Source organism: Pseudomonas sp. Pseusp9, from assembly GCF_059491265.1.
In genome coordinates, this window is sequence record NZ_CP168500.1 from 3,167,675 (window position 1) to 3,193,642 (window position 25,968).

Genomic DNA, 25,968 nt, shown 5'->3' on the forward strand with positions numbered 1-25,968 from the left:
CGTGATGACTCAGCTTGCTGGTGGGCGAACGAAAAGCTGAGCTGAAGGTGCGTTACGCCGGTACACAGATCGAGCGATTACTGGAACGTCTATTCGATTGACATTTGCCCGAAGAGATATCTGGATCCCTGAGATTCGGATTTTGTAGCTCAGAGCCAACCTAAACATTTTACCTTTCATTTTGGATGAACCATGCTGACCCAGTCCATTCTTGCAGAGTCAATCAGCCTCTATGAGCTCAATTCACATACAACACTCCGTGCAGCGAGAGAAGCTATTCTTCCTGAACCTATTTCACTTAGTTTTTGTACTTCACAAGTGACAGAGAACGGCATCAAGAAATTGGCAGACACGCTACCTACGGGCGGAAAAAAGGAAGACGAGCTCTCCGAATTTCTCTATGTATTCCGCCTATCCATAAAAAGCCAGGTCAAAACCGAAGAACTACACGCTGCTTTTAGAGCCGCTCGCGATCTCCAATGCTCAACTGAGTACAAGGGAAAGAAAAATCTCTGCCGTTCCAACGCGATATGTGAGAGTAGCCAGGCTCTGTATGTTGGCCGATCCTACAAGCCACGTGAAAGGTTCAAGCAGCACTTAAGAGATAGCACCTCGGGTACCTACGCGATCCATTTCGCCACGTGGGCTACGGAGCTGGATGCTACGGTGGATTTTCATCTCTACCGGTTTAGCGACCTTGGTGACCGGGTTGTTCAACTCATAGAGGATGGCTTGTGGGATAAACTGAAGCCGTTGCTAGGTAAGCGTGGCGAACGATGACGGCAGAGTTTCTCCCGCTAGCTAATTTGCCTTCGGCGCTGTAGTTCGCTATTCCACGCTTCAGTGAGCTCGTCTATTCGATCCGCGATTTGAAGTTTTTTTGATAGGACAAGGCAGCGCGTGTTGCCGACAAATGTAAGTGTCCGGCCAACTCACCTTTTGCACTCCGGTCTTAAGAGCGAAGATGTCCGCGATTTTAAGCGGACGCGAGTCACCCACACTCAGTCCTAGGGACTAACCCGCGAAAGTAGAAGCATCATCACGACAGTGGAATCATATTGACATCATGTGATTAAGCTTCCCAAAATGGGGCCTTTATTTGGCCCGCAGGGATTCGCCCCCAAATGTTCAAACGACTCTTCGACTCGGTTGCCCAGACTGCCGATCAAGTGAAGGAAAGCGTATCCGACGCCTTCGATTCCACTAAAGAAGCTGTATCAAATGCGACCGACAGGGTCGTCGATGTTGTTTCCGATGCTTACGACGCCACGGTCACCACCGTGTCCGAGACTTCGGAAAAAGCTGCGACAGTTGCATCGGATGCATATGGTGCGACTAAAGATGCTGTATCAAGTGCGTCCGACAGGGTCTTCGACGTTGTCTCCGATGCTTACGACGCCACTGTCACCACTGTGTCCGAGACTTCAGAAAAAGCTGTGACCGTTGCATCGAATGCTTACGACGCCACCCACAATACCGTTTCCAGCGCAGCAGATGTCGTGGCAGACGCGATCGCTGACACCTATGGGTCGGCGCGGGACGCATTGAGCAGCCGCTTCGACGCATCCAAGGATTACGTCAGTAACTTTGGACAATCCATGACTGAATTCTGGGCATCCCGCAAAAATCGCGAAGATGCAAAGGTCAAGGATGCGGAGTCCCGGGGTGAGGCTAAGGCGAAGGCGTTGTATTTGGAGCGTGAAAACAGATTTGAGTCGGCACTTGAAAAGGCCACCTCCCGTATCACGGACAACGACAGCTACTTCCGGATGCTCATTGCCATGCAAGCTGTGGCACAAGCGTGTGCAGTCTGCGATGGCCAGGTTAGCCGGGACGAGCAGGAACAGATCGACGAGCTATTGCTAGGCATGGGGGCTAAATGGCTTCCTCCTCAAGTTCGTAGTGCACTGGATGCCCAGATTGCCCAACCTCCCTCCCTGAAGGAAGCGTTTGCTATTGCTCAGGCGATCGGCGCCGACGCTCAAGATTTGTTTCAGGAGATCATTCGTTTTGTGATTCACCTGGATGATGAAGTCACGGATGCGGAGACGCAATTTTTGTCCCACTGGGTTCAACTTCGCGCCAGCGCCTAAGGAGAGTGACATGACGGATCGAATTGATCGTTTCAAGGCCCGCCGCCAGTTGCAGGCACAGCTACGTGACCAGCCAGTGCTCGTTGCTCTTCCAACGCCTGCTGACGCTTTAGCAATGCTGCAACAACCAATCGACACCCAGCGAGTCGACTTGGCATTCAGTGCCCTGTCAGTAGACTTGGATACGAAGGTTAGTGACGCGCAGGTTGATGCAGCACTGCAGGATTTCACTAAGGCGTTCAACGGAGAACGCTTTGATCAATTGATGCGGGACAGTCGCCGCGAGGTGCTCCAGGCGGTAGTAGTTCCGTTTGGCTTAGGTAAGGTTTTGTCTGCCTATGACAAGGTGGGTGGCAACGTAGATACCATCCACAATGCCCGCAAAGAGGTTTATGCAACCGACGAAGCACGTGACAAATACGCGAAGGTTCCTCCGATGGACAAGGCTCTTCGTAAAACATTTGATCGCGACTCGCGCTACATCGGCAAGAACAGTGCGGACACTACCGATCAGGCAGCGGGGATTCTGAAAGACACCTACACAGGTGAGATCTTTGGGCCAAAACAAGTCGACAAACGCAACCTTGATCATACGATTTCAGCGGCTGAGATCCACCGGGATCGTGGTCGAGATCTTGCAGGCCTTGAGGCCATACCCCTGGCGAATAGCACCTCTAATTTGAATCCTACGAAGGAGCGCTTTAACCAATCCAAAGGCGACCAGAAAGTTGAGGATCTGGTTAAGCGCCTGCAGAAAGAAAGCCCTGTTCGGCGAGAGCGGATAGCCGAACTGCAATCCAAATCCGAATCAGAGCTGACTATCAAAGAGCGGAACGAGCTCAAACTCAGTCTGCAGAAGCAAACCATTGCTGACAATCCAGAGCTGATCCTGGCCAAGGACAAGGCCGCTCGCGCCGACTATGAAGCGAAGCTTCACGACGCCTATTACAAGAGTGAAAAATTCAAAAAGAACGTGATTGATACCAGCGTGAAGGAAGGCGGAAAAATGGCCTTCCAGCAAGCGTTCGGTCTCATGTTAGTCGAGTTTTTCGCAGCCACTTTTGACGAGCTTCAGGATTTCTATCGCAACGGTGCCGCCCATGATTGCTGGTGGCCAGAGCTGCGCTCTCGTATGGAGCGTGTGGCGTCGCGAGTAGGTAGCAAATGGAAGGAAGCCCTAGCAGCTGGAGGAGCAGGCTTCGTCGCCGGCGTACTATCGAACCTGATCACCGTTTTTCTGAATACCCTCATGACCACCAGTAAACGGGTCATTCGCATGTTCCGTGAGGGTTTCATGTCTTTGCTGCGTGCACTGAAAACACTCGCGATGCCGCCGAAAGGGATGACCTTTAGAGAAGGTGCTCATGAAGCGTTGAAGGTTATATGTGCCGGCGCAGTGGTCATTGGTGGCGTCGCACTGGAGGAGTTCATTGAGAAGTTCATATTGACCATCCCTGGTCTGGGACTTATCGGCTCTGTCGTTTCTGCAGTCATCATCGGCGCACTGACTGGCATCACGAGCGTCTTTGTTGTGTACATGATCGACCGGCTGGATCCTCTGGGCGTTAATCGCAGTCACGAGCTGAAAGCTCTGCACAAGCATTTGGATGTGGAATTGGAAGCGGTCATGAGTCGTAATGACGGCTTGCTATTCAGGCTTGAGGCGACGCTTGAGTGCTAGGTTTAGGACACGGCTTAGTCCCGCGCAGCTAAATAGAAAACGTCCTCGCGGAGACCGCGTGTGTGAGCTCCTAGCCAAATTGCCGAAGTCTGTTTATTCGGGGGCAAACAGTACAGCGAGCGTCATGTTGATGAATTCCTCGTTCTGGCGCCAGCTCGGGCCGAAGAAAAACTTAACGTCGTGTCCGGGAGTAGTTGACCACTACAGTTGACCACCTTTAACCGCTATGGACAGGTAATTAATGAGCTCACTTCATTCGCCAGCCGGCCCGACGGACGCCATCGATCAATACAACCTTGGGCACAGCTATGACAATGGCGAAAATGTTCCTCAGGACGATATGCTTGCTGCTATCTGGTACCGCAAAGCTGCTGAACAGGGCCTTGCCGTAGCCCAATGCAACCTTGGAGTCTGCTACGTGTTCGGCAAAGGAGTGCCGATGTCGGCTCATGTCGCAGCGGACTGGTTTCACAAGGCGGCAATGCAAGGGGAGGTCACAGCTCAATACAACCTAGGATCCCTCTACACTGCCGGAAGAGGTGTAAAAAAGCACCTTGGGGCAGCCGCAGCTTGGTACAGCAAGGCGGCTGATCAAGGGCATCTCAAGGCCCAGGAAAAGCTTCGTCACCTGCTCGTCAGTGGGGTAAAGCCAGCGTCGCCAGATCTGTGCAAAACCATTGATCCAAACAGCCTTAATGTCGACTTTAAAAAGCAGGTTCAAGCGCGGAAAGCTTTGTTCCCTCAAAACGCGCAGGAGACTGAGACGCCAAAGGTTAAGGTCACGCCATGCCCGATTTGCGGGGTTAAGATTGCATCACACATCCTTAAGAAGCATCAGAGTGAGTACCACCCGCCTGGGCCGAAGCCAAAGAAAAATATGCATCTGCCTCCCCAGCCAAAAGCCCCCATCAAGAAAAGCACCTGCCCAGATCTGCCATTGCAGTCCGTACCAAACTGCGAACTCGCCAATAAGTCCGGGGTGCCCGAATCACTATGTCCTCGGTGTGGCGGTGATGGAGGTGTAAGAGGTGGCTGCCGAAAATGTGACGGGACGGGATGGGTACCAAAAGAAATGGAGCGAGACGTGGTCTACAGACCTGATCAACACGCTTCTGAAAACTCCAGGATTTCCAATTCGGACTATCTCGGAGGTAACGACGGTGCGCACTTCCGGGAAATGGATGGAAGGATAGGCTCCATTCCATTGTTCGACGACTACGGCGAGGAAAGCTGATTAGAGAAGTGTAAGCGGGATCCGTTTACGCCGGCCCTGCGAAGCAAGGGTGAAAAGGCCCGCAACCGCCGTAAGCGGAACTAGATTTTTCAAACTGGTGCTAAAACAGGTCGACGAATGGCGACCTATTCGAGTCGGCTTTTATGGGGCTTGGACAAGGCCAGTCCCGACATCCAACAGCCTTTGCCTCGACCCTGGCCTTGAACACACCGTGCTTGCTTGCAGAGCCTCCCTCGACGAGATCTACAACCCGATATTGCTTGATGCCATCGTGCAGCCTGGTTGTTTCGATGACCCTGAATCTTGAATGCTTGGTGCGTTCCTTGCTGAAACTGGTGCTTTAGGAGTACCGGTATGACTCCATGATTTCAACAATTATGCAGGACTGAGCTGAGACAATTTATGACAGGGCGCAATGATTCTCTGCGTGAGGACAGAGACTTCGCGGGAGGTGGGAGGGGTAGGTTGTGTTCAAATCATTCTGTGTGCGAGTCATCACATGCTCATAGCTAAGCTGTGGTGTGACGTAAATGGAGGGATCGCTCCTTCGGGCCAACGAGGCCCGGCTACCCGTCCTCAACTTTCGATTGAACCCGGGAATGACGATATGTGGCCGATTGTTGCCTCTCGCGAAGGGTTGCAACCCATAACGGTCGTTCATAGTGCTCAGACGGCTCGGAGTAATTCAGTTCACGGGTAGATTATCCCTAATGGCGCGGGCTAACTTTGCCGAGACATCCATTTCAGAAAGTCCGCTGATGTTGATCACAAGGTTGGCATGGGCCTGAAGCTCGTCGAGGACACGCTTACGAAAGTATGGATTCAGGGTTTCCATATCTTCGACAGTAACACCTCGGGTATACAGGCGATGTTGTCGCTCCGGTTCGTCAAGCCATAGCAATATGGTTATGTCTGGCGAGATTAGGCTCTTGCTAAGCGCGTCCAGGTCAGCCATGACGCCACGAGCTTTCGCATAGGCCAGTGTCGAGGCCCAGTAGCGATCCATGAATACCCATTTTCCGCTCTCAGCCAGGCGGATTGCCTGCCTTCCCTCGCTCGATACACTGGCCGCATAGAAGAGCGCTTTGGCCAGCTCATCATGGGCAAATGCTTCGAGTACAGCAGGGCGACTTCCGCGTAGCGCAGGCCCGGGTGTGCTCATGGCGTGACCTGAAAAGATCTCGGCCAGTCTTTTAACCACTGTGGATTTCCCAACGCCATCCAGCCCTTCAATGACAACAAAGCCCCCCATCTCACTTCTCCTCGAGCAATTTGGCAATGCATGCCATCTCGGCATGTTCTGCCTCGGAAAAACTGTTGCTGGCAACTACGATGGGAATGCGCTGGTCGCTGCTTTCCCTGAATCCATACAGTTGCTTCTGCTCATACAGAGGTGTTCCCCGCAACAGCATCAGTGGCCAGGCTCTTAATCGAGGGACGTGCCGCTGCAAGCACCAGTCAACACTGGCATTGAAGCTGTCCAGCGTCTGGTTTGGCAGGCCGTAGATCAGGGAAACTTCGAAGTCGATCTGTCGCTGTTGTAGCTGGCGGATACTGTTGCAAACGATCTCCATATGGTTGGGTCTTTTGATCGCCCGATACTCCGCTTCCACGGTCGTCTGCAGGCCAAACTCCAAGGTGACGTTCAGCCCCTCGAGTGCATCCAGAAAATCTGTGCTGCAGGTTTCGAAACGGCACTGCAGCGAGATCTGGGCATTTATGCCGGCTGCCTTGATGCTGTTCAAAACCTCAATGGCACGTGCCTGATTGGTGTGGAAGATCGGATCCAGTACTGAAATACGCTTTACGCCTGTTGCGGCAAATAGCGCTAGCTCCCTTTCTAGGCGCAGGCCATCGAACGAGTGATGCTTGAGCCGCTTTCCCGGTTCACGGTGCTGGCAGAATGAACACTTGAAGGGGCAGCCACGCTGGGTTTCCCAACGAATGTTGTCCCGAATTTTGGCGGTTCCCAGCAGGTACGGCGAGGGTAAATCCAGCAGGTCATGATCTGCCTTGAGGCCTAGGTCAGGACTGCCAGCAACATGAATTCCACATTCGCTAGGAAACTCATCGCGAGCCAGCGCAACCATGGCCAATTCCCCCTGCCCGCGAACGAAATAGTCGGCTTCGGGGTAAGTACTTTCCAATTGCCCTTTGGTCATGTAGGAAACCTGTGGGCCGCCAAGAGCGATGCTCGCTCCTGTACCCTTGATCAGGCGAATCAAACTGCGAACCTCGGGGTCGTTCCACACGTAGGTGCCGAAGCCGACTAGGCACCCCGGGCCAGCCTCGGCAATTGCCAGGAGCAACTCACTCAATACCCGCTCTTGGGAGAACATCGGGCTGTTCACCTGTGCGTCGATGATCCGCCACGGAACATCCGCGACTTGTAGGGCCGCGGCAATCGAGGCGATACCCAAGCCTGTTTTACCATCTTGTGGCCTGCGCCAATCCAGTGACACCAGAATGACCCGCTTCATGGCATCACCCTCTGCCAGGCATGCAGGTATCGCTCGGCATGGCCACGTAACCGTTGTCGGACATCACGGCGAAAGTTCTGGAAGGCACGTCGGTCACCGGGTGTTGTGGGCACGATGACCAGGCCGCAGCCGTTGGGTGGGAAAAGCTTAAAGTGCCGGCCTTTGGTATACGTCCAACCTCGTTGAAGTAGCTCCAGTACGAGCTCATTAATGTTTTTATTCTTGCTGAAGTACATGATTTTTCCTCTGCTGTATTGCGTTACGCGAACGATGCAGCAGAAGCTCGGGGCAAGCCCGACAGGCGACCGAAAGAAAAAATCAAAAATGACCGATCAGCAGGCGGGGGGCCGAGGGAGCTGCGTCTGCAGGTATTCGACAACGGTATGCCGCTTGTAGGCGACGGCAACCCACAGCGCGTCCTTCACGTTCAGAGGAGATTCATTGTCCAGCGAAAGCCAAGGATTGCCATCAGCCTTGATCATGGCCTTGAGAACATCCAGGTTCCCTATCTGAGCGGCAAACAGAGTAGGCGTCCAATGAGCCTGATACCCGTTGAAGTCCTCGTAGCACCGATTTGGATCGGCTTTATTTTCCAGCAATGTCATGATCACTTGGCATCTCGCATCGACGGGGCGCCTGTAGTACGAGGTCACTTCCTCAAAGATCAACTGCTTTCGCGGCTCCTCCAGACTCGACAACCAGGCCTGCCGTCTGTCTGGCAGTTCACAGTCCAGAACCGCGCCTGCCTTGACATCGGCGGCGTCTGCCGGGACGCGCCCCTCAACATAGGCGTCCCGCTGTGAGGGGTCACTCACATGAATACTGTCGTGCAGCAGCGCCATGGCATAAACAAGTGCACTGGGCGAGTTGAAGCAAGACTGCTCGACATCCGCACCGAGGGTGATCAGCTTATCGACGACCTCGGCATCGCCCATATTCATGGCAATCTGTAGGGGCGTTTCCCGGTTGCTTGAGGCAGGGTAGTTGGCCGTTTTAGGGCTGATGCGCAGTGTCAGCAGATACCTCAGAATGTCTGGGTCTTTTCTGTCATAAGCTCGACGCAGCGCCATGATCAGTGCGTTTTCGCCCGATTCCGGAATAATTAAGTTTGGGTCAGCCCCCGCTTGTACAGCTTGCTTCACAACGTCGAGCGTGCCCAACAACACAGCATTCATCAGCGGTGTATAGCGAACCTGTCCATCGGACTGGACACTGATACGGTTGGGGTTGGCAAGCTCTTTGGCTGATAGCGAGAAAGGTTTGTTCAGTACCACAACTCGCATTGCAGGTAGAACGCGTTTTTTGGCCTTTTGCTGCGGAAACAGTCGCTCGAACTCAGTTGAGAGATGCTGCATTTTCTGCTCGTCCAGTTCCCGTTTCGGCGGCTTGTTCAATCCCAGCAGAAAGCATTTATCCCAATAGTGATTGGCCTGAACCTTGTCGCCTACACCAACTGCGTAGCATAGGGCCTCATGCAGGATCCCATGCTGGTTTGGGCCCGCTCTCCACCACGCGCCGTGGCAGGCAGCTCTATAGAGTTTGAGTGCGTTGTCCTTTTCTCCGAGATTGGCATCTAGCCTTGCGCAGAGCCACAACCAGAGGTACTCATGAGTGGCCCTTAGAGACGGGCTGCTCCGTTCACAAAGGGCGCGAAGCCAGTTGAGTCGATCACGAATCGGCTGTTCGTTGCCTCGTGCATCGGCAAACAGTCGATCAAGGTCAGCTAGTACGCGAGCCGCCTGAGCACGTACAGGCAGGCTATTACGGTCAGCGGCCTCGCGTTTCAACTGGGAAATAAACTGCTGCTCGTTTTGAAGGGGGCGCTGGCCATGCAGATGGAAGTCTCGCTTGATGACGTCACGCAGGTCGGCAGGCAGCGACTGCAGCGCTACAACCATGGCCAGCCAGCCGGTGAGATGTTCGGACTTTTTAGCGACAAGTTCGCTACCGTGAAACATGGCTTGTGTCGTGGATCGGTAGGGCCAAAGCGGCTTTTTTATCGGGCCACCGTGCTGCCAGCGCTCCAATGTGCGTTCATCGATATTCAGATGATTGGCAAGCCGCTCCAGTAACCGCCTTACAGGGAGCATGGTCTGTTGAGCGGCAGCCTGTAGCCAGGTGTCAAAGGGAGCTCCCCACCATTGATTTAAATCGAGCAGGGGTACTTCGTGGCTAGCGCGGCGGATCATCCCTGAAAGCTCAGGAACTACAAACAGTCTGAAAAGAGCATGTTGAGCAGGCTCTGCGATCATTCCAGAAGTATCGGTGTTACGTGCCAATGACCGCAGTAGGTAACTGTGCCGATGCCAGGCAGATTCGATCAGATTGCTCCAGTCGGCACCACAGTCGTCGCGTATAGCGCGTAGCCACTGCGCTAGGCAATCTTGGAGCAGATCGAAGTTGCTACCCGGGCGCTTTTCATCGGCTTGATCATCCAGGTCTTTGTCCAGTCCTTTCTGGGTAAAAAGCGGACGATATCCAGAAGCCGTAATTATATGGCGAAGAGTTTTACTCGGAGTGGGCTGTATGGCCGGGGCGCTCATCCTTGATCCTTGCAGTGGGAACTCAGCGAAATCCCTAGATTGGGGGTATGCAAAAGAGTTGATACCTACGTAACTGCTCGCCGATACGACATTTAGTAATCCTATCTCTATATTCGGTCAGTCAAGAGTAGCCAAAGTGGACACTTGTCGCCCATGACTGCCTGCTAGTGGCCAGTTGCCGCTTGTGGCGGAGGGCAGCAGCTCGTAGCGTTCTGTACGAAGTTCACGACTGAGGACGACCTATCAGGCCTGAGAAGAAGCCAAGGATAAGTGACATCGACTTAACCAGGAGCGCGTTCAAAACGTACTTTCAAAGAAGGAATCCATAACTGCGCTGTAGTTATGAGCAGTCCTACAAACCATCCGGCGCTTGGCGTTCCGAAACGAATGGATCAAAGGCTCAGGGACGTACGACCTATACCACTCTGACGCGGATGCTCGGCATTCAGAAGCGAACAAACAGCCTCTGCCTCGGCCCTGGCCTTGAACACACCATGCTTGCTAGCTGAGCCTCCTTCTACGAGATCAATGAGCCGATATTGCTTAATGACATCGTCCAGTCTGGTGGTCTCGATAAGCTCACAGTCCAGATCCTGACTGTCGAACACCGCATCCAGCGCCAGCAGGTTCTTGATTAGGTTGTCACACGCCAGCGAGCGTTTGAAAACATTCGAGTTCTTATCCGGGTCGACCCGATGCTTCTTGAGCGGTTCCATGCGAGCGAGCTTGGCAAGCAAGCTGCGATCATCGTCATGCCCAAACAGGTGTAGCAGAGTCTCTTTCACGCCATTCGATTAAACCGTTCTCGCCATCACTCTCACTCCTTGAAGGCCGGAGATCCGATCCCCGGCCACGACACGCAGGTTACTTGCCTTTTTTCCCCACCCTGGCGACTGCTGTGATACGCCGGGTTGTTCGGATTCAGTTGGTTGGCGCGATTGTTCAGAGCAGCCTGGTGGGCTGGGTTGTTCGGGTTTGACTGGTTGGCGTGATGGTCTTGCTGGCTCATGGTGAAGCTCCTTTGGGTGGTTGGAGACGCCAGCCTAAAAATGCACTCCGTGCAGAAAAGCTTTTTTGTACCAAAGTTTCAAAACATGCAGCAGAGGAGGGTAGGCCTTCGAGCTATAGGCTTGGTGCTCACGGATCGAGTCAGGTGAACCACAGAGTTCCGGACTTTCCTGAGTTATCGTCAACTCACCCCCATCACTTATCGGATCTGAGCACCAAATAACGCGCAACGGGCTGCTACGCTGAGACGTACTGAAAGACAAGGCGTTTAGCCACCATGGCCATAACGAGGTGTTTATGTGCAACGCATGGAATCATCGACCGGGCTGTCGGTGCGGCTGGGGCGGCGAAGGCCATGCCGGGCTGTCGAGCTTTTCCAGTTTTGGCACCTACAATAATTCTGCCTACACTGCGCGAGCCCCCCACTGGTCGGTGCCACCCTTAACCAGCACCTACACGAGCTACATCAATCCCAATGCCAGCTGCCCGGTCTGTGGGGCGCCGGTGTTCTTCTACCAGTCCCCCAGCGGCGGCCGCGTATTCTTTGATGAACTGGGGCCGCCCTGGCCGAAACACCCCTGTACGGATCATTCCAGCCGTCCGGTTCCCCGGCTGAGCGTGGACGCCAGTCAGCTCAGCGCAGCCCCGCCGCCAATGACCTACACTTGGCAGCGCGAGGGCTGGCAACCGTTCTTCATCAGCGCGGTCATCGGCATCGACGATGACTTCCTCAAGATTACAGGAACCCTGCGCGACGAGAGCCTCTGTTTCTACATGAAGAGACTGGTGAAAAACCATCGGCACGATGACTTGCTGTCCGGGCACAGCCTGGCGCAGTTGATTCAAACCTCCCACACCACGTATCAGCTATCCGTTCTCCTGTTCGGCGGCATGCCCCTCACTGTCGAGGCCTTCGTTCTCCTAGCGGATGCGCAAGCGGCGCGGGTGCCGCGGCTGAACGCGCAGAAGACTGCCTACACCGCGCGGGCCCCCCACTGGTCGGTGCCACCCTTAACCAGCACCTACACGAGCTACGTCAACCCCAATGCCAGCTGCCCGGTCTGTGGGGCGCCGGTGTTCTTCTACCAGTCCCCTAGCGGCGGCCGCGTATTCTTTGATGAACTGGGGCCGCCCTGGCCGAAGCACCCCTGTACGGATCATTCCAGCCGTCCGGTTCCCCGGCTGAGCGTGGACGCCAGTCAGCTCAACGCAGCCCCGCCGCCAATGACCTACACTTGGCAGCGCGAGGGCTGGCAACCGTTCTTCATCAGCGCGGTCATCGGCATCGACGATGACTTCCTCAAGATTACAGGAACCCTGCGCGACGAGAGCCTCTGTTTCTACATGAAGAGACTGGTGAAAAACCATCGGCACGATGACTTGCTGTCCGGGCACAGCCTGGCGCAGTTGATTCAAACCTCCCACACCACGTATCAGCTATCCGTTCTCCTGTTCGGCGGCATGCCCCTCACTGTCGAGGCCTTCGTTCTCCTAGCGGATGCGCGAGCGGCGCGGGTGCAGCGGCTGCGTGTGCCGAGCGCAACGCCAATCTGCACCAGGTAAACCTCGCGGGAGATGAGAGGGGAGGTTGTGTTCAAATCATTCTGCGTTCGAGCCATCGCTTGCCCATAGCTAAGCTGCGGGGTGACCAAAATGGAGAGGTCGCTCCTTCGGGCCAACGAGGCCCGGCTAGCCTATCAAACTCGAGACCTACTCACTCAGGTGTCATGAGCACGGCAAGCGTCATATTGATGAACTCTTCGTTCCTAGTGATGGCCTCCAGTGCACCCCATACGTTCTCGGCTACGTCACCTGATCCACGCTGTTCGACCCAAAGCGTGAGCTCCATGATGGCGGCCTCAAGGGCGAGTTGATTTTGGTTGATCTTGAAAAGTAGGGAAGGGAGCAGGTCTGAATTTGTCATCGCGATTCCTCCATGAAAGAGGTCAGCGTAGCAAAAGTCCTGGAAGGCCTGGCACGGCCCCGCGGCCGTTGAGTCTTGGCTGACCAAGTGATCTTGGTTTGAGTACAAGAAAGGGCCCTTCGAGGGCCCTTTTTTCAATGAAATATAGAGAAACTGCCACATTCGATCATTGAGGCAGATTCTTTTAGTGAACGGTTTCCCGCATGGATGCTAGGAGAGCCTCGTGCCCATAGGTGCCCAACATGCCGCAATAGCCGCTCGCTTGAACTTGAAGCTTCAACCCCGTCTTCCCGTATAACCGTTGCCAAAGGCAGGTATGGTCGGCAGCGTATCGATCGACCATTGATCTGCGCCAGAAATTAGAAAGCTGTGGTATTCGGGATCAAGTAGTTCATGTGGTTTCAACGATTCCCCTCCCTTCGCATCGAACTCAATGGCACCTGTTTCCAGATGCCTTGTCCTTGCAGTCACAGCCAGGTTTTGATTTGAGTACAAATGGCTTGAGTTGAAATTCCGTAACGGTCATGGAGTGTGGGAAGAGCACCGGCATCGAGGAACGCGTCGGGCAAGGCGATCTGCCTGAAGGTTGGCGTCACCCCGTTGCGCAGGAGTACCCCGGCAACCGCCTCACCCAGCCCACCGATAATGGAGCTGTTTTCTGCGGTCACCACAAGGCGACCGGGTTTGCGGGCTTCAGCCAGAATGGTTTGCTCATCCAGTGGCTTGATCGTCGGCACGTGCAGCACGGCGACATCAACGCCATCCGCTTGCAGCTCTTTGGCTGTCTCCAGTGCGCGCATGGTCATCAAACCGGTGGAGATGATCAGAACATCGTTGCCGGTACGCAAGGTCTTGGCCTTGCCGATCTCGAATTTGTAGCCGTATTCATCCAGCACCAGCGGCACATTCCCGCGCAACAAGCGCATGTAGACAGGCCCTTGGTGCGCCGCAATGGCAGGTACCGCCTGTTCGATTTCCAGCGCATCGCACGGGTCGACGATCATCAGGTTAGGCATGGCACGGAAGATCGCCAGGTCGTCCGTGGCCTGGTGGCTCGGGCCGTAGCCGGTGGTGAGGCCAGGCAGGCCGCAGACGATCTTGACGTTGAGGTTTTCCTCGGCAATCGCCATGCAGATGAAGTCATAGGCGCGACGCGACGCGAACACCGCGTAGGTGGTGGCGAACGGCACGAAGCCTTCGCGGGCCATGCCGGCGGCCGCGCTCATCAGCAGTTGCTCGGCCATGCCCATTTGATAGAAACGGTCGGGATGGGCCTTGGCGAAGATGTGCAGGTCGGTGTACTTGGACAGGTCGGCGGACAGGCCGACGATGTCCGGACGTTGATCCGCCAACGCAGCCAGGGCATGGCCGAACGGCGCGGATTTGGTGGCCTGACCTTCGGAGGCAATCGAGGCGATCATCGCCGATGTAGTCAGGCGTTTTTTGGCCGGTTCAACCGTGGAAGTCGGAGTGTTGGCTGCGTTGCTCATTGGTTTTTTCCTTCTTCAAGATTGCTCAGTGCCAGATCCCATTCGTGTTCTTCCACGCGGATGAAGTGGGTCTTCTCCCGGGTTTCGAGGAAGGGCACGCCTTTGCCCATTTTTGTGTCGCAGATGATCACCCGTGGCTGGGTGCCGGCATGGTTGCGCGCGGCGTCGAACGCAGAGACCAGGGCCTCCAGATCATTGCCATCTACACGCTGGGTGAACCAGCCGAAGGCCTGCCAACGGTCGACAATCGGTTCGAACGAGAGGATTTCACTTGAGTAACCATCTGCCTGCTGGTTGTTGACGTCGACGATGGCGATCAGGTTGTCGAGCTTCCAGTGCGACGCCGACATCACCGCTTCCCAGGTCGAGCCTTCATTCAATTCGCCGTCCGACAGCAGGTTGTAGACAAAGGCGGGCGAGCCTTTGCGCTTGAGGCCCAGGCAGGCACCGACCGCAATGCCCAGGCCCTGGCCGAGCGAACCACCGGTGATCTCCATGCCTGGGGTGTAGGCGGCCATGCCTGACATCGGTAGGCGGCTGTCATCGGCGCCGTAAGTTTCCAGTTCATCGAGTGGGATAATTTCGGCTTCGATCAGGGCCGCGTACAGCGCAATCGCGTAGTGCCCGATCGACAGGTAGAAGCGGTCGCGTCCTTCCCATTCAGGGAATTCGGGCCGATAGCTCAGGGCATGGAAGTAGGACACGGCCAGCAGGTCGGCGGCGCCGAGGGCCTGGCCAACGTAGCCTTGCCCCTGAACCTGACCCATGCGCAAGGCGTGGCGGCGAATGTTGTGAGCGCGTTGCGCCAGCGTCGTAGATGACGTGAATGCAGGATGAGCAGTCATTGTGGAACTCCAATGAATCAACGATTGACCGAGGCGGCGGGGATGCGCAGCACCAACGTGGCACCGAACAGCAGTACGCCGGTGATCAGGTACATGCCGATGGCGCTGGAGCCAGTCTGTGTGGTGACCCAGCCGATCAGATAGGGCGAGCAGAAGCCGGCGAGGTTGGCGAAGCTGTTGACCGCCGCGATGCCTGCGGCGGCGGACACCCCGCCCAGCAGCGTGGTGGGCAGCATCCAGAACATCGACGTCGCGGACAGAATTCCGGAAGCGGCCAGGCAAAGACTGAGAATAGAGAGCAGTACATTTCCACCCATCAGAGCAGCCAGGCTCAGCCCGATAGCGCCGGCGATCATCGGTACAATGAGGTGCCAGCGACGCTCACGATGTTTGTCGCCACTGCGTCCGGCATACAGCATGGCCACAATTGCGCAGAGGTAGGGCAGACTGGTCAGGAAGCCGATGTGCAACGGATTGGAAACCCCCGCGTTACGCACCAGGGTCGGCAGCCAGAAGGTGATAGCGTACTGACCCATCACCACGCAAAAGTAGATACCGGCCAGCAACCACAAGCGACGGTCGCGAATAAATTCTCCCACCGAGGCATGGGTGACTTTCTGCTGGTCGTCTTCGGCCAGTTCGCGGCTGATCAGCGCTTTCTCGTCTTCATCCAGCCAGTTGGCCTGATGAACGCCGTCCTTGAGGTAGCTCAGTACCAATAGGCCGATAAGTACGGTCGGCACGGCTTCCAGGACAAACATCCACTGCCAGCCAGCCCAGCCATGCATCCCGGCAAAGTGATTCATGATCCAGCCGGAGATGGGGCCACCGACCATCCCTGACAGCGGAATGGCGATAAACCACAGCACGGTCATGCGAGCACGCCGGTAGGAGGGAAACCAGTAGGTCAGATAAAGCAGCAGACCCGGTGCTAGACCGGCTTCGGCGATGCCGAGCAGAAAGCGCAGTGCATAGAACTGCCACGCGGTTTCGACGAAGGCGAACAAGGCGGAGACGATGCCCCATGTGATCATGATGCGCGCGATCCAAACCCGCGCCCCGACCTTATGCAGGATGATGTTGCTGGGTACTTCACAGAGGAAGTAGCCGATGAAGAACATGCCGGCGCCCAGTCCGTAAACCGTTTCGCTGAGCGCCAGATCGTTCATCATTTGCAGCTTGGCAAAGCCGACATTGACGCGATCAAGATAGGCGCACAGGTAGCACAGCATGAGAAAAGGCATTAGACGCCATGCAGTTTTGCGATAGGCGTTAGAGCGCACGGTCGAAACCGCTTCAAGCGACATAGTTGTCATGATGGTCTGATCTCTTGTTTTTATTGACCGCCAGGCCATGAGACCCGGCTGCGTCATCGATCCAGAACCGCACAGGCCTTGAGGCCCGACAGATGTAATCAGTGAATCAGCATGCCGCCGTTCACATCCAGCGTGATACCTGTCAAATAGGAAGATAGGTCGCTGGCCAGGAACAAGGCCGCATTCGCGACATCCTGCGCTTCACCTAGACGACCCAACGGGATTCCGTCGATGATCGCGTGGCGACGCTCGTCCTGCATCAAGCCGCCGGTGATGTCGGTATGAATCAAGCCGGGGGCGATGGAGTTGACGCGTACCTTGTCCGGCCCTAGTTCGCGTGCCATAGCTTTGGCCAGGCCCAACACGCCGGCTTTGGCCGCGCTGTAATGTGGGCCACCGAAAATGCCGCCACCCCGTTGAGCAGAGACTGACGACATGCACACTATGCTGCCGGAAGATTGCTGACGCATGGTCGGGATGACTGCTTGCGACATGAGCAACGTGCCACGCAGGCTGACGTCAAGCACCTTGTCGTAGTCAGAAGGGCGTATGTCCAGGGTCTTGAGAGGCTGAGTAATACCGGCGTTATTGACCAGAATGTCGATACGGCCGAAACGTTCGATGATTTTTGCTACGGCCTGTTGAACTTGCGATTCGTCAGCCACGTTGGCAGCGAGACCGAGATGGCCTTCACCCAGAGATGCAGCGGCATCGCGTGCGGCGGATTCGTCCAGATCGAGGATCACGACGTGAGCACCTTGTTGCGCGAAGGTGGTCGCTGTAGCGCGGCCAATGCCACGTGCGGAGGCTGCACCGGTAATGATCGCGACTTTGCCTTGAAGAAGCATGGAGAGTACCTCTGATTGTTTTTATTGGTCGATCCGCAATGAACCGATGACTCAGCTTGTTCTTCAGGACAACCCTGAGCAATAACGCGAATGTCACTCGGTGCTGAAAAAAATTCAGCACTCGTCAAGAAAGGGGGCAGATGATTGAATGGAAAAACTCAACGATCATAAGAATTACAGTGGGGTCTTTCGTCATGCGTCCTGATACCGTTGCGCCAGCCACACTTCCACCGCTGAGAGCAATTCAGGCCTTTGAGCAAACGGCTAGATTTGGAAATGTTGCTAGGGCTGCCGAGGTTTTGGATCTGACGCCGTCTGCTGTCAGTCACCAGCTCGCCAAGCTTGAAGGGATGATCGGCCGGCAGCTGTTTGTACGAGCTGCACGCGGGGTAACGCTAACGCCAGTAGGGGAGCAGTATTTAAAAGAGGTTTCTGGGTTACTTCACAGCCTGGCCATAGCTACCGAGCGGGCAGCCAGCGATGTGAGTCTTGACTGCCTTCGACTGCATTCGTCACCAAGCTTCGGATTGTTGTGGTTGATGCCTCGATTGGAGGCGTTTCGCTCGAGCCATCCGGATATCCAGATCAACCTGTCATGTTCGTATGAATCGTTGCACTTTAGCCGGGACAAGATTGACGTCGATATTCGCCACGGTACGCCCAACTGGCCGAGCTATGAGGTTCGCACTGTGCGCAACGAAACCTTCGCTGTCTTGGCCTCTCCGAAATTACTTTCGCAACGTCCGATTAGGCACGCGGGCGATTTGTTAGACCGTGATCTCATTCTCTCCGAAGCCACGATGCTTAAATGGCCACAGTGGTTTGCCCAGCACGGTTTGGCTCGCCCCGAAAAACCTTACGCGTTGAGCTTCGATCGGTCATACATGAGTTTGGAAGCTGCCAGCCACGGCCTGGGATTCGCCTTGGAAAGTACGCTGCTAGCGCAAAAGTATCTTGAGTCAGGAACGTTGATCGAAGTGGGGAGGGAATCACTTAGCGCCCCGGTGGCGGCTCACCATTTGGTGTTTCCAAAGGCGCATTCCAGCTTTCCTAGAGTAAGACGCTTTCTAGAGTGGATGGAGAGTGAGCTGGGTCATAGTTTCACTTATTGAATGTCTGCTGTTCTCCTTTGCCAAGATGGGGAATCGTCACTCTGGCGTCATTAGCACCGAGAGCGTCATATTGATGAACTCTTCGTTCTTACTGATTGTGTCCAAAGCGCCCCGAACGTTGCCGGCAACCTCCGCAGAACCGCGCTGTTCGACCCATAGCGTGAGCTCCATGATCGCGGCTTCTAGGGCGAGTTGGTTTTGATTGATCTTGAAGAGTAGGGAAGGGAGCAGATCTGCGTTGGACATCGCGATTCCTCCGTGGAAAAGAAAAGCGTAGCAGGAGGTGATGTTGAAGGCTGGCCAGTTCATGACTGCGAAATACGTATTCGCAAAAAGTCATCCGCACTAGGCATTCTGAACGAGTGGATCAAAGACTCACGGACGCACGACCTACACCACTCTGACGTGGATGCTCGGCATTCAGAAGTGAACAAACAGCCTCTGCCTCGAACCTGGCCTTGAATACACCGTGCTTGCTAGCAGAGCCTCCCTCGACAAGATCTACAACCCGATATTGCTTGATGCCATCGTCCAGTCTGGTTGTTTCGATGACCCTGAATCTTGAATGCATGGTGCGTTCCCTGCTGAAACTGGTGCTTTAGGAGTACCGGTATCACTCCATGATTTCAACAATTATGCAGGACTGAGCTGAGACAATTTATGACAGGGCGCAATGATTCTCTGCATGAGGACAGAGACTTCGCGGGAGGTGGGAGGGGTAGGTTGTGTTCAAATCATTGTGTGCGAGTCATCGCATGCCCATAGCTAAGCTGCGGGGTGCCGTAAATGGAGAAGTCGCTCCTTCGGGCCAATGGCCCCGGCTCACGTAATCAGCCGAGCATCTCCTTAATGATGGATGCAACGTTCCTGGCATCGTCGATCCCTCGGTGATAGGTACCCTGCCAAGCCAACCTCATCGACTTTATTGTCTGCTTAATTCCTTTCGGTCGATTGTCATATAAGCCGGCATGCCATTTCCTGGCATTGAAATGCGGCACGTCTTCGAGCATCGAGGGACACCCAGCAAATCCAGCATCGCGCTTTAGCCCTTTTGCGTCAGAGTCACCCCATGATGCCCAAACCGCGTTTGGGTAACGCACAGTAAACGTTCGAAGCCATCGCCAATCTCTTAATAGGTTCGGGCAAACCAGCGAGCAGCTTCAGCCTTTGATCGTTGCACAAAGCGTTGCACAAAGCGGCGATGGATGAGGGTGCAATCCACGCTGATATGTCCACAGTTCAAATGTCTGTGCCGGGAAACTAACCACACGATTATTGAAACTGGATGATGTTTTGCAGGATGAGCGGCCCACCAAGTCCAAGCAGTTTGCCACCCTCGGCAGCATTGCCCAGAGATATCGGGGCGAAGCCCAATTGCTCCACCAGCTCGCTAACGCTGGTTGCAGCCTTGAGATCTCGGCTCCAGACAAACATCACTCTCTTTCCTCCTTCTTGCGCCGGATCTTTGGCCAGCAGTGCAGCGGGTAACTGATTAAAGGTTTTCACGACTTTGGCGCCAAGGAAAGCGCTGGCGACGACGTCGGTCGAGGCACGGTCGCCCAATTCCTCAGGTGACACACCATAGGTGTTCATGGCATCGATGACGGTCTTGTTGCCCCAGTCAGGGATCTTGCGACCGATGTCCCGATGCGCGCTGAAAGGGATGGCCAGAATCACAACGTCCGCGCTCAAAGCCTCCTCCAGGGTCTGCGCGACGACGCTAGCGTCCAGTTCCTTGATGAGCGCCGCGAGGCTGAGCGGGCCACGGGTGTTGGCAATCCCCACGGGAATGCCGTTTCGAGCGAATTGGCGGGCGAGGGCGCTGCCCAATTTGCCGGAACCGATAATGGAATAAGTCATGTTGAGCACCTCGATAGCGATGAAAGTGTGGTGACCGTCGGTGATCACTCGCTGATGGCAGCAATATCTTTAAGTGCTTGAGCGATCGCTGCATCCTTGGCTTGGGCACTTATAGCCAGGCCTTCGGCACGGAAAACCGTGGCGTCGCTAATGCCTAAAAAGGCCAGCAGCCCAGTCAGGTAGCTTTCTTGGTGCTCCAAAGGAGCAGCAGGACTGCCTAATGAATAAATGCCACCACGAGACGAAGCGATGTAGGCGCGCTTGTTTTTCAGCAAGCCCTCGGGGCCGTTGGCTGTGTAGTGGAATGTTTTACCCGCTAACGCGATGCGATCGATCCAAGCCTTAAGCGGGGTAGGGATAGTCAGGTTGTACATAGGCGTGCCGATGACAACGATCTGCGACTCCAACAATTCCTGCAGGTAAGCAGTGCCTTTGAAGAGGTCTTCTGTCAGCAAACTATCCTTGGCTCCGGAGCCTTGCCAGGCAGCTAGATGTTCACCGGAAAGGTGCAACGCGGGATCACGGGCGAGATCGCGGTAAATCACATTGCTACCCGGGTGCAGAGCCACTATGCGCGCGACGATATTGGAAGAGAGGCTGCGGCTTATTGAAGCTGCGCCCAGAATGCTGGAATCGAGATGGAGGATTTGCATGTCGAAATCACCTTGTCGTGTGGATAAAAAGCGTCACGAACAAGATGACTTTCTTAATTGAATCTGAAAAGACAGTATATTGAGATGGTATGTATCTGTTTTTGGGATGGACTGGAGGCGGCATGCTCGACGGCGTATCACTTGATCAACTCAGAACCTTTATCGCGGCGGTGGATGAAGGGAGTTTTTCGGCGGCGGCCAGAAAACTCAACAGAGTGCAGTCGGCGGTGAGTGGTTGGGTCGGCGCTCTGGAGGATCAGATCGGCGTCGTGCTGTTCGATCGCTCGGGACGGTTCCCCAAGCTGACGCCGCAGGGCGCGCTGTTGCTCACGGATGCACGCAACATTGTCTCGGGAGTAGACACACTAAAGGCGCGCGCGAAGTTAATGGCTTCGGGGCTAGAGCCTGAACTGTCGGTGGTTGTAGATGTGTTCTTTCCAACCTCGGCGATTACGGCCGTCGTCAAAGAATTTGCCGAGCGCTTCCCGCTGACCCGTCTCAAGATGTTCGTCGAAGGCCTCGGCGCCGGCTATCAGCCGATAATGGATGGTCGTTGCAGTCTGGGAATCCTTGCAGCATTGCCCATCAACTTTCCGACCTTAACCAGCGAACGCATCGGCGAATTTTCACTGGTGATGGTGGCCGCCATCGATCATCCACTGTCGCGCGTGAGTGGCAAGATTCCCAAGCGCGAACTATCCAGACACATTCAACTGGTGCTGACCGATCGCTCGGAAATGATGGCGGGTCAGGATTATGGGGTGATGTCGCCATTGACCTGGCGCTTGGCCGATCTATCGACCAAGTATGCTTTCCTGAAAGACGCAGTGGGGTGGGGCAGTATGCCCTTGCATATGGTTGAGCAGGATTTGGCGGCGGGCACCTTGGTCATGCTGGATGTCGAGGGCATTCCCAGGGAGGGGGTGAAGATCGATGTTTCTGCGGTTCACGCAAACAGCACGTTGCCCGGGCCGGCCGGGCGGTGGTTGATTGATCGCATAAAGATTAGTCCGATTGATTAATGCTTGTGCTCACTAAGACGTGAAAGATTTACTCCACGACTGACGGCACACACGCTTAATGGTGCGCGTGCCGAGGGTGGCAACCTTCAGTACTTAGTAGACCTTGCGGGCGGGGAGGGGGAGGTAGTGTTCGAATCAATCTGTGTCCGAGCCATCGCATGCCCATAACTAAGCTGCGGGGTGACGTAAATGGAGAGGTCGCTTCTTCGGGCCAATGGGCCCGGCTCGCTGATCGAACACATTTATCCAAAGTCGTAGTGAAGTATCAAAACGACGCTGGTAGTGTCCTGGCCACGTTCGTCAAACCATTAAGGGATGGAGGCGAAAATAGAAGCCCTGGAGCCGCGAACCTCCAGGGCTTCGTTTTTTCTACCCGGCAACCACGTAGGCAATCAACATATAGCCTCTCAGCGGGCTCACGTGACTGGCTCCGACAGCGTGGTTTACTGGGTCATCTTCTTTGACTTCAGTTGCATCATAGCCAGCCAGTCCGCTTGGCAGGGTGGAGTTAAAGGCTAAGTTTCATAGCAGCTTCATATTCAGCAAACTCGCCAGTAACTCCCAGCGGCTTGCCGGTCAGGCGATAGAATTTCCGCGCGAGCACCTTGGCCTCACTTAACACCTCCAGGACTTCTTTGTGGATCATTTCTGTGTCCGGCGACTCAGTGGGACAGCTGCGTAGCTCAGTCATCCGCAAGTGCTTCTAGCGATGCGAGGAGTTTGGCTAGCTCGGTAAGGTTCGCTGCCGTCACGATGTCATATTCTCCGCGACTACTCAGCCGGTACACCTCTCGAGCCTTTTTGACCCGTTCCAGCAGAGGAACGACAATCCCTGACGCCCTTTCAAGAAACTCGTTGATGTCCGCACGCGTCTGGGGAATCTTGTAGCCCTTTGCCGCGCTTGTGATGATGACGTCCGCATCTCGGAGTTTGGCAACGCCACTGGAGCGAATTCTCTGACCGTTGATGTCTCCGAACCCTCTGTCTTTTAGGTGGGCAATGATTTCCTTAGTCAGCACGTAGTCCTTAGTGATGAATTCGCTCTGAAATCTCAAGAATCTCAAGATGCTTAGCTGCAGGCGCTCATCTTCATCAGGGTGCTCACCAACTCGTTCGCTAAAACGGTTAGCCTGGCGGAGAGCCTCCTGGTGAACCTCGTAGTCCGCATACCCAGATTCATCCGTCGGAGGCGGTAGGAAGGACTGGTACTTGGGTGGCCATTCCAGCAGTCCAAGAGTCAGGTTGTGGAGGATTTTCTTGTAGGCCCGCACCGCATCTTCCGAAGCTTTTTCTTCATAGATCTGGGCGACCGAGCCGGCAAAAAAATCTGCAACTTGAATCAGGACATCTTCCTTACTGGATATAGTCCGGAAAGCATTCTCATCCCCAAATAGGTCGTCGCCAAATCGATCTACGACATAGCTTTTGAGGCTCTGCTGGAACTCAAGGCCACCATGCTCGTCAACGGTCATCTGAAGGTTGCGGCAGGTGCTGAACAGCCGTTCGTAAAGCAAGCCGTTGACGTATTTGATGAATGAGGTCTTGAAACGAAGGCCACCATCTTTATGGATGCGGGACTTATCCACGACAGTGAAGTAGAGCTTGAATGGCAGCTCGGCCAACTCGTTCAGAATCCGAGCGCGTCGATCTGAGTCCTTGGCCTTCAGCTTGCTGGACTTGATCTCGCCAGTTTGGAAATGGCGCTTTCGTAGGGCTTCTGATTGGGCGTAAGCAACGTCTAAGTCTTTCTCCGCAACTAGGATGGAGCACACTATGAAGAAGCCCGAGCTCCCTCCCTTTGACGTATCCAGGTCTGAATTCCCGGACTCATCCACGAAGGCATACGTTCTGTCCATGGGCATGCTCCTTCAACATCTGACTGAGCGCGTTGGAACGCCCAGTGGCAAGGTGGCGGTCTCAGTTCGTTGCAGTGGTTGCGCCGGGCGCAGGGCCTTCACTGAATGTGTAGTTGATGACCACGTCATTGCGGATCAGGACGTCGAGTGTTTTTTGCGTGCCAGTAGTCGTCACCTTCATGGTAACCACGTAGCTTTGAGCATGGGCTGAGCCATTAGAGTAGGTGTATACCCACTTTTCGTCAGTCTCGCTGACTGCGCTCTTGGCATAGGGCTCACCGAATAGCGACTTCAACTCAGTAGTCGTGGTTTTACCCTTGGTGATACTCGCCACACTGGCCGACGGAAAGTCTCTGCCTGCGGTGAAGTGCGATGTAGCGCAACCGCCAAGTGCCAAACAAACTGCCATAACTGCGATGAGACTTTTCATATCTGTCCTTGATGTTGAAGTGCTCCAAATCCTAGCTTGCATTGAGGCCAAAAGCCATTATCGGGTTGACCAACTGCTATCACGTGCTCACAGCAATCAGAACGCCTTGGGAGCCTAAGCTACGTTACTTTCCAGAAGGCATCGTCTGGATTCCTGGTTAGCAGGTATCGCTGTCCGCGCGGCTCGGACAAGTTGCTGATTCTGCAACTGAGGTGTTTGGGAAGGCCGGAAAGGTTGAAGATGTCTCCTGAGCTTGAGAGTGAGTGAACCTCGAACAACAGCCTCACTGCTATCGGCCCTCTGGGTTATAAGCCCGGCTTAACGTCAAGCTCATGCTAAATGGAAATCAGGAAGCAGATCCTGGGCAAACCAGTTTGGTAAGCCTACCTCCAGCCTTTGGAGGTTAAATGGCGGGTTGACTACGATACCGAGGTTGATCAACCGGTTGAGCTGCTCGCTTGCTGCTTCAGGTGGAAGACCGGTAAAGGTTACGAACTCGCTATGAGGCAATGCGCCTTGGATCAGCAGCGCTAACAACGCCGGCATCGTTTCTGGTCGAACGCCTGACTCCTTCAAACGCGAGTTTGTTCTGTACGCACGAGTGACGGACTCACGAAGCCTGCGACGACTCAGGGCTGCAGTCATGTAGTCCACCTCCTCCTGACAGACATCAAGCAGGAGCTCGATGAAGACGAGCACACCCTCGCCTTTTAGAGGGTGACCACCCTCAAGCCCATTTGTCTGCATGGGATCATTCATGCCTGTAGCAGACTGATACTCGTCGAGCCGTCGACCCAGGCCTCGCGAAAGCGACCACAGGTATGGGTGAAGTCCAAACAATGCGAAATGCTCGAACGTAAGCGCCCGCGCAAAAGCCCCGATGCCATTACGGGGTGTTCGCCTATGAAGAAGCTGGTAGTGCAGACACAAGACCGCAACGATGCGTCGACGATGCTCTGGGATTTCGCCAAAGGCGCTCTGATGGTGCTCAAGTATGAATGCACGCTCTAGCGTTTCTGGATCAGAGGGGTTCCCATCAATCACGGTTGAGAAATGAGCGTCGGTGACTCTAAGCAGTTCGCTCAAGCATGCAGCGGTCTCTGGTGCGACCAAGCCAGCGAGGAAGGCAGTCTTCCTTACAAGCTCATCTGCTCGGGCCAGAGTCGATGTAGGAATCGATGTGGGAATGATGGGGTGGAGCCAGTGCTCAGTCATCTGCGTGAGTATCTGTAAAAGGGCATTGCTTCACTCATCATCTGCTGAAAGCGGAGAGTTGATGTCAATATCCATACCGCCGATCAACGAGTCGAGGCGAGCCAGGAGAGTTGAATCGAGGGCGATCAGACTCTCAGGGTTGCACAAAATGTCGTCCTCCAGCCATTTCAGAAACCCGCAAAGCCCCTGGTCATTCTCTGAGGCGCCTGCGTGCTCCGACGCATTGCGAGAGTGGATCGTGAAAATGGATGGAGTAGGATTTGAATCGTTCATGGCACTGACATTATCTGCGCTTGAAGCTCTTGTCATGCTCTGCTTTTGTAAGTCGCAAAGCGACACTTGTCGCCGAGAGGGTATG

At 54.8% G+C, this 25,968-nt stretch carries 25 protein-coding genes; 7 read left to right on the top strand and 18 right to left on the bottom strand.

Annotated features, from left to right (window positions below; all coding sequences use genetic code 11):
* Positions 1-192 precede the first annotated feature (192 nt).
* The 4 genes from ACEN8E_RS14185 to ACEN8E_RS14200 all read left to right on the top strand — a co-directional run bounded on the left by ACEN8E_RS14185 (position 193) and on the right by ACEN8E_RS14200 (position 5,008).
* Positions 193-780: a hypothetical protein gene (locus tag ACEN8E_RS14185; RefSeq protein ID WP_495593162.1), complete on the top strand. Its 588-nt coding sequence runs from the start codon at positions 193-195 to the stop codon at positions 778-780.
* A 344-nt stretch (positions 781-1,124) separates the two neighbouring features.
* Positions 1,125-2,093: a hypothetical protein gene (locus ACEN8E_RS14190; protein ID WP_495593163.1), complete on the top strand. Its 969-nt coding sequence runs from the start codon at positions 1,125-1,127 to the stop codon at positions 2,091-2,093.
* A gap of 10 nt (positions 2,094-2,103) precedes the next feature.
* Positions 2,104-3,774, top strand: coding sequence for a hypothetical protein (locus ACEN8E_RS14195; RefSeq protein WP_495593164.1), 1,671 nt, complete (start codon positions 2,104-2,106; stop codon positions 3,772-3,774).
* A gap of 241 nt (positions 3,775-4,015) precedes the next feature.
* Positions 4,016-5,008: a tetratricopeptide repeat protein gene (locus tag ACEN8E_RS14200; RefSeq protein WP_495593165.1), complete on the top strand. Its 993-nt coding sequence runs from the start codon at positions 4,016-4,018 to the stop codon at positions 5,006-5,008.
* A gap of 685 nt (positions 5,009-5,693) precedes the next feature.
* Here the strand turns inward: ACEN8E_RS14200 and ACEN8E_RS14205 are convergent.
* The 5 genes from ACEN8E_RS14205 to ACEN8E_RS14225 all read right to left on the bottom strand — a co-directional run bounded on the left by ACEN8E_RS14205 (position 5,694) and on the right by ACEN8E_RS14225 (position 11,040).
* Positions 5,694-6,260, bottom strand: a complete 567-nt coding sequence (locus ACEN8E_RS14205) for a dTMP kinase (protein ID WP_495593166.1) — start codon at positions 6,258-6,260, stop codon at positions 5,694-5,696.
* 1 nt (position 6,261) lies between these two features.
* Positions 6,262-7,488 carry a B12-binding domain-containing radical SAM protein gene (locus ACEN8E_RS14210; protein ID WP_495593167.1) on the bottom strand — a complete coding sequence of 409 codons (1,227 nt, stop codon included), beginning with the start codon at positions 7,486-7,488 and terminating at the stop codon, positions 6,262-6,264.
* Positions 7,489-7,820: 332 nt separating this feature from the next.
* On the bottom strand, positions 7,821-10,031 hold the full coding sequence (locus tag ACEN8E_RS14215) for an ankyrin repeat domain-containing protein (RefSeq protein WP_495593168.1): 2,211 nt from the start codon (positions 10,029-10,031) through the stop codon (positions 7,821-7,823).
* A 392-nt stretch (positions 10,032-10,423) separates the two neighbouring features.
* Positions 10,424-10,816: a hypothetical protein gene (locus tag ACEN8E_RS14220; protein ID WP_495593169.1), complete on the bottom strand. Its 393-nt coding sequence runs from the start codon at positions 10,814-10,816 to the stop codon at positions 10,424-10,426.
* A gap of 32 nt (positions 10,817-10,848) precedes the next feature.
* A complete protein-coding gene (locus tag ACEN8E_RS14225) occupies positions 10,849-11,040 on the bottom strand; it encodes a hypothetical protein (RefSeq protein WP_495593170.1) in 192 nt (63 codons plus the stop codon).
* 296 nt (positions 11,041-11,336) lie between these two features.
* Between ACEN8E_RS14225 and ACEN8E_RS14230 the strand changes: the two genes are divergently transcribed.
* Positions 11,337-12,602 carry a hypothetical protein gene (locus tag ACEN8E_RS14230; RefSeq protein ID WP_495593171.1) on the top strand — a complete coding sequence of 422 codons (1,266 nt, stop codon included), beginning with the start codon at positions 11,337-11,339 and terminating at the stop codon, positions 12,600-12,602.
* A 151-nt stretch (positions 12,603-12,753) separates the two neighbouring features.
* Here the strand turns inward: ACEN8E_RS14230 and ACEN8E_RS14235 are convergent, their stop codons facing one another.
* The 5 genes from ACEN8E_RS14235 to ACEN8E_RS14255 form a co-directional block, all read right to left on the bottom strand.
* Positions 12,754-12,963, bottom strand: coding sequence for a hypothetical protein (locus tag ACEN8E_RS14235; protein ID WP_495593172.1), 210 nt, complete (start codon positions 12,961-12,963; stop codon positions 12,754-12,756).
* 467 nt (positions 12,964-13,430) lie between these two features.
* Positions 13,431-14,453 (bottom strand): transketolase family protein, encoded by a 1,023-nt coding sequence (locus tag ACEN8E_RS14240; protein WP_495593173.1) that lies wholly within the window; start codon positions 14,451-14,453, stop codon positions 13,431-13,433.
* Positions 14,450-15,298, bottom strand: a complete 849-nt coding sequence (locus ACEN8E_RS14245; RefSeq protein ID WP_495593174.1) for a transketolase — start codon at positions 15,296-15,298, stop codon at positions 14,450-14,452. Before ACEN8E_RS14245 ends, ACEN8E_RS14240 begins: the two co-directional genes overlap by 4 nt.
* Before the next feature lie 17 nt (positions 15,299-15,315).
* On the bottom strand, positions 15,316-16,614 hold the full coding sequence (locus tag ACEN8E_RS14250) for an MFS transporter (protein ID WP_495593175.1): 1,299 nt from the start codon (positions 16,612-16,614) through the stop codon (positions 15,316-15,318).
* A gap of 98 nt (positions 16,615-16,712) precedes the next feature.
* Positions 16,713-17,462, bottom strand: coding sequence for an SDR family NAD(P)-dependent oxidoreductase (locus ACEN8E_RS14255; RefSeq protein ID WP_495593176.1), 750 nt, complete (start codon positions 17,460-17,462; stop codon positions 16,713-16,715).
* A 194-nt stretch (positions 17,463-17,656) separates the two neighbouring features.
* Between ACEN8E_RS14255 and ACEN8E_RS14260 the strand changes: the two genes are divergently transcribed.
* Complete coding sequence (locus ACEN8E_RS14260) at positions 17,657-18,574, top strand: LysR substrate-binding domain-containing protein (RefSeq protein ID WP_495593323.1); 918 nt, start codon at positions 17,657-17,659, stop codon at positions 18,572-18,574.
* Between the two features lie 36 nt (positions 18,575-18,610).
* Here the strand turns inward: ACEN8E_RS14260 and ACEN8E_RS14265 are convergent, their stop codons facing one another.
* From ACEN8E_RS14265 to ACEN8E_RS14275, 3 genes are all read right to left on the bottom strand, one after another.
* Positions 18,611-18,820: a hypothetical protein gene (locus tag ACEN8E_RS14265; protein WP_495593177.1), complete on the bottom strand. Its 210-nt coding sequence runs from the start codon at positions 18,818-18,820 to the stop codon at positions 18,611-18,613.
* 1,026 nt (positions 18,821-19,846) lie between these two features.
* Positions 19,847-20,482, bottom strand: a complete 636-nt coding sequence (locus ACEN8E_RS14270) for an NADPH-dependent F420 reductase (protein ID WP_495593178.1) — start codon at positions 20,480-20,482, stop codon at positions 19,847-19,849.
* Positions 20,479-21,087 (bottom strand): FMN-dependent NADH-azoreductase, encoded by a 609-nt coding sequence (locus ACEN8E_RS14275; RefSeq protein ID WP_495593179.1) that lies wholly within the window; start codon positions 21,085-21,087, stop codon positions 20,479-20,481. The genes ACEN8E_RS14270 and ACEN8E_RS14275 overlap by 4 nt, the downstream gene beginning before the upstream one ends.
* Positions 21,088-21,209: 122 nt before the next feature.
* Here ACEN8E_RS14275 and ACEN8E_RS14280 point away from each other — a divergent pair, with 122 nt between their 5' ends.
* Positions 21,210-22,109, top strand: a complete 900-nt coding sequence (locus ACEN8E_RS14280; RefSeq protein WP_495593180.1) for a LysR family transcriptional regulator — start codon at positions 21,210-21,212, stop codon at positions 22,107-22,109.
* A gap of 508 nt (positions 22,110-22,617) precedes the next feature.
* Here the strand turns inward: ACEN8E_RS14280 and ACEN8E_RS14285 are convergent.
* From ACEN8E_RS14285 to ACEN8E_RS14305, 5 genes are all read right to left on the bottom strand, one after another.
* Positions 22,618-22,755 carry a hypothetical protein gene (locus tag ACEN8E_RS14285; RefSeq protein WP_495593181.1) on the bottom strand — a complete coding sequence of 46 codons (138 nt, stop codon included), beginning with the start codon at positions 22,753-22,755 and terminating at the stop codon, positions 22,618-22,620.
* Positions 22,756-22,792: 37 nt separating this feature from the next.
* The gene (locus tag ACEN8E_RS14290) at positions 22,793-23,965 is read right to left on the bottom strand and encodes a DUF3800 domain-containing protein (protein WP_495593182.1); all 1,173 of its coding nucleotides are present in this window, start codon (positions 23,963-23,965) and stop codon (positions 22,793-22,795) included.
* A 61-nt stretch (positions 23,966-24,026) separates the two neighbouring features.
* Complete coding sequence (locus tag ACEN8E_RS14295) at positions 24,027-24,395, bottom strand: hypothetical protein (RefSeq protein WP_495593183.1); 369 nt, start codon at positions 24,393-24,395, stop codon at positions 24,027-24,029.
* Positions 24,396-24,725: 330 nt separating this feature from the next.
* Positions 24,726-25,481 (bottom strand): hypothetical protein, encoded by a 756-nt coding sequence (locus tag ACEN8E_RS14300; protein WP_495593184.1) that lies wholly within the window; start codon positions 25,479-25,481, stop codon positions 24,726-24,728.
* Between the two features lie 159 nt (positions 25,482-25,640).
* Positions 25,641-25,883, bottom strand: coding sequence for a type II toxin-antitoxin system PrlF family antitoxin (locus ACEN8E_RS14305; RefSeq protein WP_495593185.1), 243 nt, complete (start codon positions 25,881-25,883; stop codon positions 25,641-25,643).
* Between the last annotated feature and the right edge of the window lie 85 nt (positions 25,884-25,968).

Coding starts and splice junctions, on each gene's coding strand:
- ACEN8E_RS14185 (WP_495593162.1), top strand. CDS start 193: ATGCTGACCCAGTCCATTCTTGCAGAGTCAATCAGCCTCTATGAGCTC.
- ACEN8E_RS14190 (WP_495593163.1), top strand. CDS start 1,125: ATGTTCAAACGACTCTTCGACTCGGTTGCCCAGACTGCCGATCAAGTG.
- ACEN8E_RS14195 (WP_495593164.1), top strand. CDS start 2,104: ATGACGGATCGAATTGATCGTTTCAAGGCCCGCCGCCAGTTGCAGGCA.
- ACEN8E_RS14200 (WP_495593165.1), top strand. CDS start 4,016: ATGAGCTCACTTCATTCGCCAGCCGGCCCGACGGACGCCATCGATCAA.
- ACEN8E_RS14205 (WP_495593166.1), bottom strand. CDS start 6,260: ATGGGGGGCTTTGTTGTCATTGAAGGGCTGGATGGCGTTGGGAAATCC.
- ACEN8E_RS14210 (WP_495593167.1), bottom strand. CDS start 7,488: ATGAAGCGGGTCATTCTGGTGTCACTGGATTGGCGCAGGCCACAAGAT.
- ACEN8E_RS14215 (WP_495593168.1), bottom strand. CDS start 10,031: ATGAGCGCCCCGGCCATACAGCCCACTCCGAGTAAAACTCTTCGCCAT.
- ACEN8E_RS14225 (WP_495593170.1), bottom strand. CDS start 11,040: ATGAGCCAGCAAGACCATCACGCCAACCAGTCAAACCCGAACAACCCA.
- ACEN8E_RS14230 (WP_495593171.1), top strand. CDS start 11,337: ATGTGCAACGCATGGAATCATCGACCGGGCTGTCGGTGCGGCTGGGGC.
- ACEN8E_RS14235 (WP_495593172.1), bottom strand. CDS start 12,963: ATGACAAATTCAGACCTGCTCCCTTCCCTACTTTTCAAGATCAACCAA.
- ACEN8E_RS14240 (WP_495593173.1), bottom strand. CDS start 14,453: ATGAGCAACGCAGCCAACACTCCGACTTCCACGGTTGAACCGGCCAAA.
- ACEN8E_RS14245 (WP_495593174.1), bottom strand. CDS start 15,298: ATGACTGCTCATCCTGCATTCACGTCATCTACGACGCTGGCGCAACGC.
- ACEN8E_RS14250 (WP_495593175.1), bottom strand. CDS start 16,614: ATGACAACTATGTCGCTTGAAGCGGTTTCGACCGTGCGCTCTAACGCC.
- ACEN8E_RS14255 (WP_495593176.1), bottom strand. CDS start 17,462: ATGCTTCTTCAAGGCAAAGTCGCGATCATTACCGGTGCAGCCTCCGCA.
- ACEN8E_RS14260 (WP_495593323.1), top strand. CDS start 17,657: ATGCGTCCTGATACCGTTGCGCCAGCCACACTTCCACCGCTGAGAGCA.
- ACEN8E_RS14265 (WP_495593177.1), bottom strand. CDS start 18,820: ATGTCCAACGCAGATCTGCTCCCTTCCCTACTCTTCAAGATCAATCAA.
- ACEN8E_RS14275 (WP_495593179.1), bottom strand. CDS start 21,087: ATGCAAATCCTCCATCTCGATTCCAGCATTCTGGGCGCAGCTTCAATA.
- ACEN8E_RS14280 (WP_495593180.1), top strand. CDS start 21,210: ATGCTCGACGGCGTATCACTTGATCAACTCAGAACCTTTATCGCGGCG.
- ACEN8E_RS14285 (WP_495593181.1), bottom strand. CDS start 22,755: ATGATCCACAAAGAAGTCCTGGAGGTGTTAAGTGAGGCCAAGGTGCTC.
- ACEN8E_RS14290 (WP_495593182.1), bottom strand. CDS start 23,965: ATGGACAGAACGTATGCCTTCGTGGATGAGTCCGGGAATTCAGACCTG.
- ACEN8E_RS14295 (WP_495593183.1), bottom strand. CDS start 24,395: ATGAAAAGTCTCATCGCAGTTATGGCAGTTTGTTTGGCACTTGGCGGT.
- ACEN8E_RS14305 (WP_495593185.1), bottom strand. CDS start 25,883: ATGAACGATTCAAATCCTACTCCATCCATTTTCACGATCCACTCTCGC.